Source organism: Mesorhizobium sp. M7A.F.Ca.CA.004.06.1.1 (genome assembly GCF_003999135.1).
Taxonomy (GTDB): domain Bacteria; phylum Pseudomonadota; class Alphaproteobacteria; order Rhizobiales; family Rhizobiaceae; genus Mesorhizobium.
Genome location: NZ_RZPQ01000292.1, coordinates 1 through 6,587, shown reverse-complemented (window position 1 = coordinate 6,587; position 6,587 = coordinate 1). Strand labels below are relative to the sequence as shown.

Annotated in this window: 5 protein-coding genes and 1 pseudogene; 3 read left to right on the top strand and 3 right to left on the bottom strand. The window is 63.0% G+C overall.

Annotated elements, in window-relative coordinates:
* Nucleotides 1-276: 276 nt before the first annotated feature.
* On the top strand, nucleotides 277-1,008 hold the full coding sequence (gene msrA, locus EN906_RS18110; RefSeq protein ID WP_127268581.1) for a peptide-methionine (S)-S-oxide reductase MsrA: 732 nt from the start codon (nucleotides 277-279) through the stop codon (nucleotides 1,006-1,008).
* 183 nt (nucleotides 1,009-1,191) lie between these two features.
* Here the strand turns inward: msrA and EN906_RS18105 are convergent, their stop codons facing one another.
* Both EN906_RS18105 and EN906_RS18095 read right to left on the bottom strand, forming a co-directional pair.
* Nucleotides 1,192-2,196, bottom strand: coding sequence for a cytochrome d ubiquinol oxidase subunit II (locus EN906_RS18105; RefSeq protein WP_127269735.1), 1,005 nt, complete (start codon nucleotides 2,194-2,196; stop codon nucleotides 1,192-1,194).
* Nucleotides 2,197-2,491: 295 nt separating this feature from the next.
* Nucleotides 2,492-3,852 (bottom strand): annotated as a pseudogene (locus EN906_RS18095) (cytochrome ubiquinol oxidase subunit I).
* Nucleotides 3,853-4,112: 260 nt separating this feature from the next.
* Here EN906_RS18095 and EN906_RS18090 point away from each other — a divergent pair.
* Nucleotides 4,113-5,039: an ABC transporter ATP-binding protein gene (locus EN906_RS18090; RefSeq protein WP_127268578.1), complete on the top strand. Its 927-nt coding sequence runs from the start codon at nucleotides 4,113-4,115 to the stop codon at nucleotides 5,037-5,039.
* Complete coding sequence (locus tag EN906_RS18085; RefSeq protein WP_127268577.1) at nucleotides 5,036-5,797, top strand: ABC transporter permease; 762 nt, start codon at nucleotides 5,036-5,038, stop codon at nucleotides 5,795-5,797. The genes EN906_RS18090 and EN906_RS18085 overlap by 4 nt, the downstream gene beginning before the upstream one ends.
* 77 nt (nucleotides 5,798-5,874) lie before the next feature.
* Here the strand turns inward: EN906_RS18085 and EN906_RS18080 are convergent.
* Nucleotides 5,875-6,587: phosphatidylglycerol lysyltransferase domain-containing protein (locus tag EN906_RS18080; RefSeq protein ID WP_127375286.1), on the bottom strand; the 713-nt coding region annotated here is incomplete at its 5' end.

Genomic DNA, 6,587 nt, shown 5'->3' with positions numbered 1-6,587 from the left:
GCGCTGCCCCTCACCTGCCTACCGGCATCCTCTCCCCGTATAGTGACGGGGAGAGGGGCGCTCATCGACGGTTTCGCCAATCATCGGTGTTGCAGATAGAAACGCCAGCGTCGCGGCCAGTTGCTCTCTCCCCGTTTTGCGGGGAGAGATGTCCGGCAGGACAGTGAGGGGCAGCGCTGACGGTAAGATTCCGCATTCGGCGCACGCGAATGTGCGTCGCGCCGCACTATTTGATGCAATAGACTGATCCCTATGGAAGCCACGAGGAGTGCAACCATGACCAACATCAAGATTTCAAACCGTTCGCTCGGCTTTGTCAAAGGCGCCCTCGCCGCGCTTGCACTTGCCGCAGCGGGCGCCGCCTTCTGGCTGACGCCGGCGGTTTCGGCCGAGGACGCGGTGAAGATCCCGCCGCCGGCAATCGACGAGAAGGCGGCCGCCGGCACTGAAAAGGCAATCTTCGCCGGCGGCTGCTTCTGGGGCGTGCAGGGCGTCTTCCAGCACGTCAAGGGGGTCACCAGGGCTGTCTCCGGCTACTCCGGCGGCGACAAGGACACCGCCGTCTACGAGACGGTCGGCTCAGGCCGCACCGGGCATGCCGAATCCGTCGAGATCACCTACGATCCATCGAAGGTGACCTATGGCCAGCTGCTGCAGGTCTATTTCTCGGTCGCCCACAACCCGACCCAGCTGAATTTCCAGGGTCCGGACTCCGGCACGCAATACCGCTCGACGATCTTCGCCGAAAACGATGCACAGAAGAAGATCGCGCAAAGCTACATCGCCCAGCTCGACCAGGCCAAGGTGTTCCCGGAGCCGATCGTCACCACGCTGGAAACCGGCAAGACCTTCTATCCGGCCGAGAATTACCATCAGGATTTCCTGACGCTGAACCCGACCTATCCCTACATCGTCTACAACGACCTGCCCAAGGTGGCGAATTTGAAGGCGCTGTTCCCGGCGCTCTACAGCGACAAGCCGGTGCTGGTGCTGTCGGCGAGCAATTGAGCTGAGCGCTGTTAATCTCCCCCTTGAGGGGGAGATGGCCGCGAAGCGGCCAGAGGGGGTCGGCTCGACCGGTCTCGGCCTCTTGCGACAGAATGAGGTTAGCGCTCTCCGTGTGGCGACCCCCTCTGTCGCCTTCGGCGACATCTCCCCCTCGAGGGGGGAGATTAGCTCCCGCCATCCCCTTCAATCATACGTCAGATCCGTCGCCTTGCCGCCGAACACCCGGTAGGCATAGAACGAATAGAAGATGATGACCGGCAGCACGACCACGGTGCCGGCGAGGATGATGGCCAGGCTCTCCGGCGCGGAAGCCGCCTGCCAGATGGTCAGGCGATCGGGCACCACGAACGGGTAGAACGACCAGGCGAGACCGGCAAAGCCGAGCGCGAAGATGGCGGCCAGCGTCAGGAACGGCATCAGCGAATGGCGGTCGTCGGGCTTCGGCAGATGGAAGGTCTGCCGCCACAGCCACAGGAACAAAAGCGCCGACAGGATCGGCAGCGGCGACAGATAAAGCATTTCCGGCCAGACGAACCATTTGTCGAAGATGCGCGGGCTGGCGAAGGGCGTCGCCAGCGACACCGCCGCCATGCCGAGCGCGGTCAGCACCAGCGCGGTGCGAAGCCAGCGCACCGCTTTCTTCTGCAATTCGCCTTCAGTCTTGTAGATCACCCAGGCCGCGCCCATCGCCGCGTAGGCGGCGGCAAGGCAGAACGCCACCAGCACGCCGAACGCCATGCCGCCGAGGCCGACGTCGAGCCCGAGCACATAGACGCCCAGCATATAGCCCTGCGCCAGCGAGGCGATGAGCGAACCCAGGAAGAAGATACGGTTCCAGCGATGCTTGCGGCCAGCTGGCACCTTGGCGCGGAAATCGAAGGCGACGCCGCGCAGGATCAGCCCGAGCAAAAGCACGAAGACCGGAATGTAGAGCGCCGTCAGGATGACGCCATGCGCCAGCGGGAAGGCGACCAGCAGCAGGCCGACGGCCAGCACCAGCCAGGTCTCGTTGGCGTCCCAGAACGGGCCGATCGCGGCAATCATCGTATCCTGTTCGGCGTCTTCAGCGGCGGCGAACAGAATGCCGATGCCGAGATCGAAACCGTCGAGAATGACGTAGATCAGGATGGCGAGGCCCATCAGGCCGGCGAAGATCAGCGGAAGCGCGGTTGGCCAGTCGAAGGTCATCTTTTTCTCCTCACTCACCAGAGCCGGCTAATCGCGATGTGATCGGATGGGGCTCTATCGAGGCTTCAGATCGATTGCCGAAGTCGGCGCCGCCCCTCACCTGCCTGCCGGGCACTTCTCCCCGTATAGGGACGGGGAGAAGGGGGCTGGCCGCAATCTCGGCGCTTTTCTTGCAACGCTGGTGACTGGCGAAACCGTCGATGCGAGCGCCCCTCTCCCCGTCCCTATACGGGGAGAGGATGCCGGCAGGCAGGTGAGGGGCCGCGCCGGCGCCCGGCTGGAGTGCCATATCAAATCACTCCCCCGCAGCCGGCTGCGACATCGGCGCGTTGAGCACGCCGGGCAACGGCGAGTTGTCGCCGTCCTTCGCCGCCTTCAGCGCCAGGTGCACCAGCACGCCGAGATAGGCGATCAGCAACAGCACATAGAGAACGAGGTATATGGCGAGCGTCAGCGCGACATGGCTGCCGGCCACCGGGCCGACCGCGTCGGCGGTTTTCAGCACGCCCGTCACCAGCCAGGGCTGGCGGCCGATTTCGGTGGTGTACCAGCCGGCCAACGTCGCCAGCCAGCCCGACAGCCCCATCGGCACCATCAGCATGGCCAGCGGCTTCGGCAGGCTGTGCCGGCGCTTGAGGAAGAAGGCCGCCGACCAAGAGACGAGCAGCATCAATATGCCCGTGCCGACCATGACGCGGAAACCCCAGAACACCGGAAAGACCGGCGGATGATTGCCGGGATAGTCGTTCAGTCCCGGCACCACGCCGCTGGCCGAGTGCCGCAGCACCAGGCTGGCCCCATCGGGAATGGCGATCTCGAATTTGTTTTCCTTCGCCGCCTCGTCGGCAGCGCGAAGAGCACCAGCGGCACGTTGGGGCCGGTGTTCCAGTTGGCCTCCATGGCGGCGATCTTCTGCGGCTGATGCTCCAGCGTGTTCAGCCCATGCTGGTCGCCGGCGAAGATCTGGATCGGGATCAGGATCGCCGCGGTGAAGACGCCGGTGCGCAGCGCCTTCCACATCGATTCCGAGCGGTCGCCGGTGAGATAACGCAGCGCCGACAGGCCTGATATCAGGAACGACACCGTCAGCCCCGACGCCAGCAGCATGTGGGTCAGCCTGTAGGGCATCGACGGATTGAAGATGATTGCCCACCAGTCGACCGCATGCGCCACGCCGTCGCGCATCTCGAATCCGGCCGGCGTCTGCATCCAGGAATTGAGCGCGATGATCCAGAATGCCGAGACGGTGGTGCCGCCGGCGACCAGCACCGTCGCCAGCGTGTGGATGCGGTTGGAGACGCGGCGGAAGCCGAACAGCATGATGCCGAGAAAGGCCGCTTCGAGGAAGAAGGCGGTGAGGATTTCGTAGGCCAGCAGCGGCCCGGCGATGTTGCCGACCTTTTCCATGTAGCCCGGCCAGTTGGTGCCGAACTGAAAGCTCATGGTGACGCCCGAAACCACGCCCATGGCAAAGGACAGCGCGAACACCTTCACCCAGGTGAAATAGGCGCGCATCCAGGCGGAATCGTTGGTCGCGTTGTAACGCAGCTTGAAGAACAGCAGCACCCAACCCAGCGCAATGGTGATCGTCGGAAATAGAATATGGAATGAAATATTCGCGCCGAACTGGATACGCGAAAGTATGAGCGGGTCCATGATGGGCTCCGGCTGCTGCAAATACTCGCGAAGGATAGGCCCGAAGCGAGTTCAGGTCAAAGCGGCGTCCTGCCGCGAGGCTGAACGCCACAGGACAATTTTGCCGGTTGCGTGCCGCGCAACTCCGGGCCTGTGCGCCGCACCTGCAACGGCCGGCCGGCACGATTGTCGAGAACTGTCAGCAGGGCATTGACTTGCGGTTGCAAGCACCGACATTCGGCCTATATCAGGGGACCTCTTTCAAGCAGCCGTTTTCATCCATGCCTTCCATCCTGTCCATTTCCGGGGTCTCCAAGACCTACGCCACCGGTTTCACCGCGCTCAAGGAAGTCAATCTCGACATTCAGCGCGGCGAGATCTTCGCGCTGCTTGGACCCAATGGCGCCGGCAAGACGACGCTGATCTCGATCGTCTGCGGCATCGTCAACCGTTCGTCGGGCACCGTCACCGTCGACGGCCACGACATCAACAAGGATTATCGCGCCGCGCGCGGTCTGATCGGGCTGGTGCCGCAGGAACTGACAATCGACGCCTTCGAGAGCGTCTGGGCGACGGTCAATTACAGCCGTGGCCTGTTCGGCAAGCCGGCCAACCCCGGCTTTGTCGAGAAGGTGCTGCGCGACCTGTCGCTGTGGGACAAGAAGGACGCCAAGGCGATCACCCTGTCGGGCGGCATGAAGCGCCGGCTGATGATCGCCAAGGCGCTGTCGCATGAGCCGCGCATCCTGTTCCTCGACGAGCCGACCGCCGGCGTCGACGTCGAGCTGCGCCAGGACATGTGGGCGATGGTGCGCCGGCTGCGCGAGGACGGCGTCACCATCATCCTCACCACGCATTATATCGAGGAAGCCGAGGCGATGGCCGACCGGGTCGGCGTCATCAACCGCGGCGAGATCATCCTGGTCGAGAACAAGGCCGAACTGATGCGCAAGCTCGGCCGCAAGCGGCTGGTGCTGGAACTGCGCAATCCGCTGACGGCCATTCCCGAGGCGCTCTCGCGCTATGCGCTGGAGTTGTCGCCCGATGGCGGGCAGCTGACCTACACCTATGACAATCAGGCCGAGCGGCCCGGCGTCGCCTCGTTGATGCGCGATCTCGAGGCCGGCGGCATCCAGTTCCGCGATATCGACACGCAAAACTCTTCGCTCGAGGAGATCTTCGTCAATCTGGTGAGGAGGGAACCATGAACCTTCGCGCCGTATGGGCGATCTATCGGATGGAAATGGCGCGTGCTTTCCGCACCGTGCTGCAGAGCATCGTCTCGCCGGTCATCTCGACATCGCTGTATTTCGTCGTCTTCGGCTCGGCCATCGGCTCGCGCATCACCGAGATCGACGGCATCAGTTACGGCGCCTTCATCGTGCCGGGTCTGATCATGCTGTCGCTGTTGACGCAGTCGATCTCCAACGCCTCCTTTGCCATCTACTTCCCGAAATTCGTCGGCTCGATCTACGAGCTTCTGTCGGCGCCGGTCTCCTATCTGGAGATCGTCATCGCCTATGTCGGCGGCGCCGCGACCAAGTCGATCCTTCTCGGTCTGATCATCCTGGCCACCGCCTCGCTGTTCGTGCCGCTGACCATCCTGCATCCGTTCTGGATGCTCGCCTTCCTGGTGCTGACGGCGGTGACCTTCAGCCTGTTCGGCTTCATCATCGGCATCTGGGCGAAGAGTTTCGAGCAGCTGCAGCTGGTGCCGCTGTTGATCATCACGCCGCTGACCTTCCTCGGCGGCAGCTTCTATTCGATCAACATGCTGCCCGAGATCTGGCGCACGGTGACGCTGTTCAATCCGGTCGTCTATCTGATCAGCGGCTTCCGCTGGAGCTTCTACGGCAAATCCGATGTCTCGGTCGGTATCAGCCTCGGCATGACGATCGTCTTTCTGCTGATCTGCATAGCGATCGTCGCCTGGATCTTCAGGACCGGCTACCGGCTCAGGAACTGAGCGGCGAAAGCGCCGTGTGACGCTGTCAGGTCTGTCGAGATTCAAGTCAGGCCGGCCTCACCTGAATATCGCCAGACCTAGATCGCCTTGACCAGCCGCAGCAACCCCAGCATCTCGACATACGTCCCCTTGCGGAAGGCGATGTAGACCGGCTCCTCGACGCCGTGGAAGCGGCGCTTGAACGCCGCTTGGCCCTGCAGGTTGAACCTGCGCCGATTGACCCAGGGAGAAGAATAGGCGCGCTGGAAGGCATTGCGCCAGAAATCGCTTTCGGCAAATCCGCTCGGGCCCACATCGACGAGCGGCGACAGGCCGAGCGTGACCACCGAGATGCCCTCTTCGCGAAAACGGTCAACGGCGAACTTGGTCAGGCCGATCTCGGCATGCGGTGAGGCGTCGAGATGCTTGCGCTTGAAGGCGGTGGTGTAGCCGATGACCTTGCCGCCGGCAAACAACGGGTCGAAGTCGAGCAAAGCGACCAGTTCGCCATCGGGACCGTGCAGGACGAAACGGCGCATGTCGGTGCCGAGATGGTCGGCGAAATGGCGGTTGAGAAAACCCATCTCCCAGCGCTTGACGATGCGGTCGCCGCGCCAGTTTTCCGAAAGCCGGGCGATCTCGTCGAGGTAGATCGTGCGCTTGTCCTCTTCGAACGAAAAGCCTTTCTTCAGCAGCCAGCGTTCGGAGTAGCGCACGGTCTCGTTGCGCTTCCCGGAAAAATCATGCTCGGGCAGGGCGAGGCGGGTGTCGATGCCGAGGCGATTGACCTTGTAGCCAAGGCCGGCCAGCA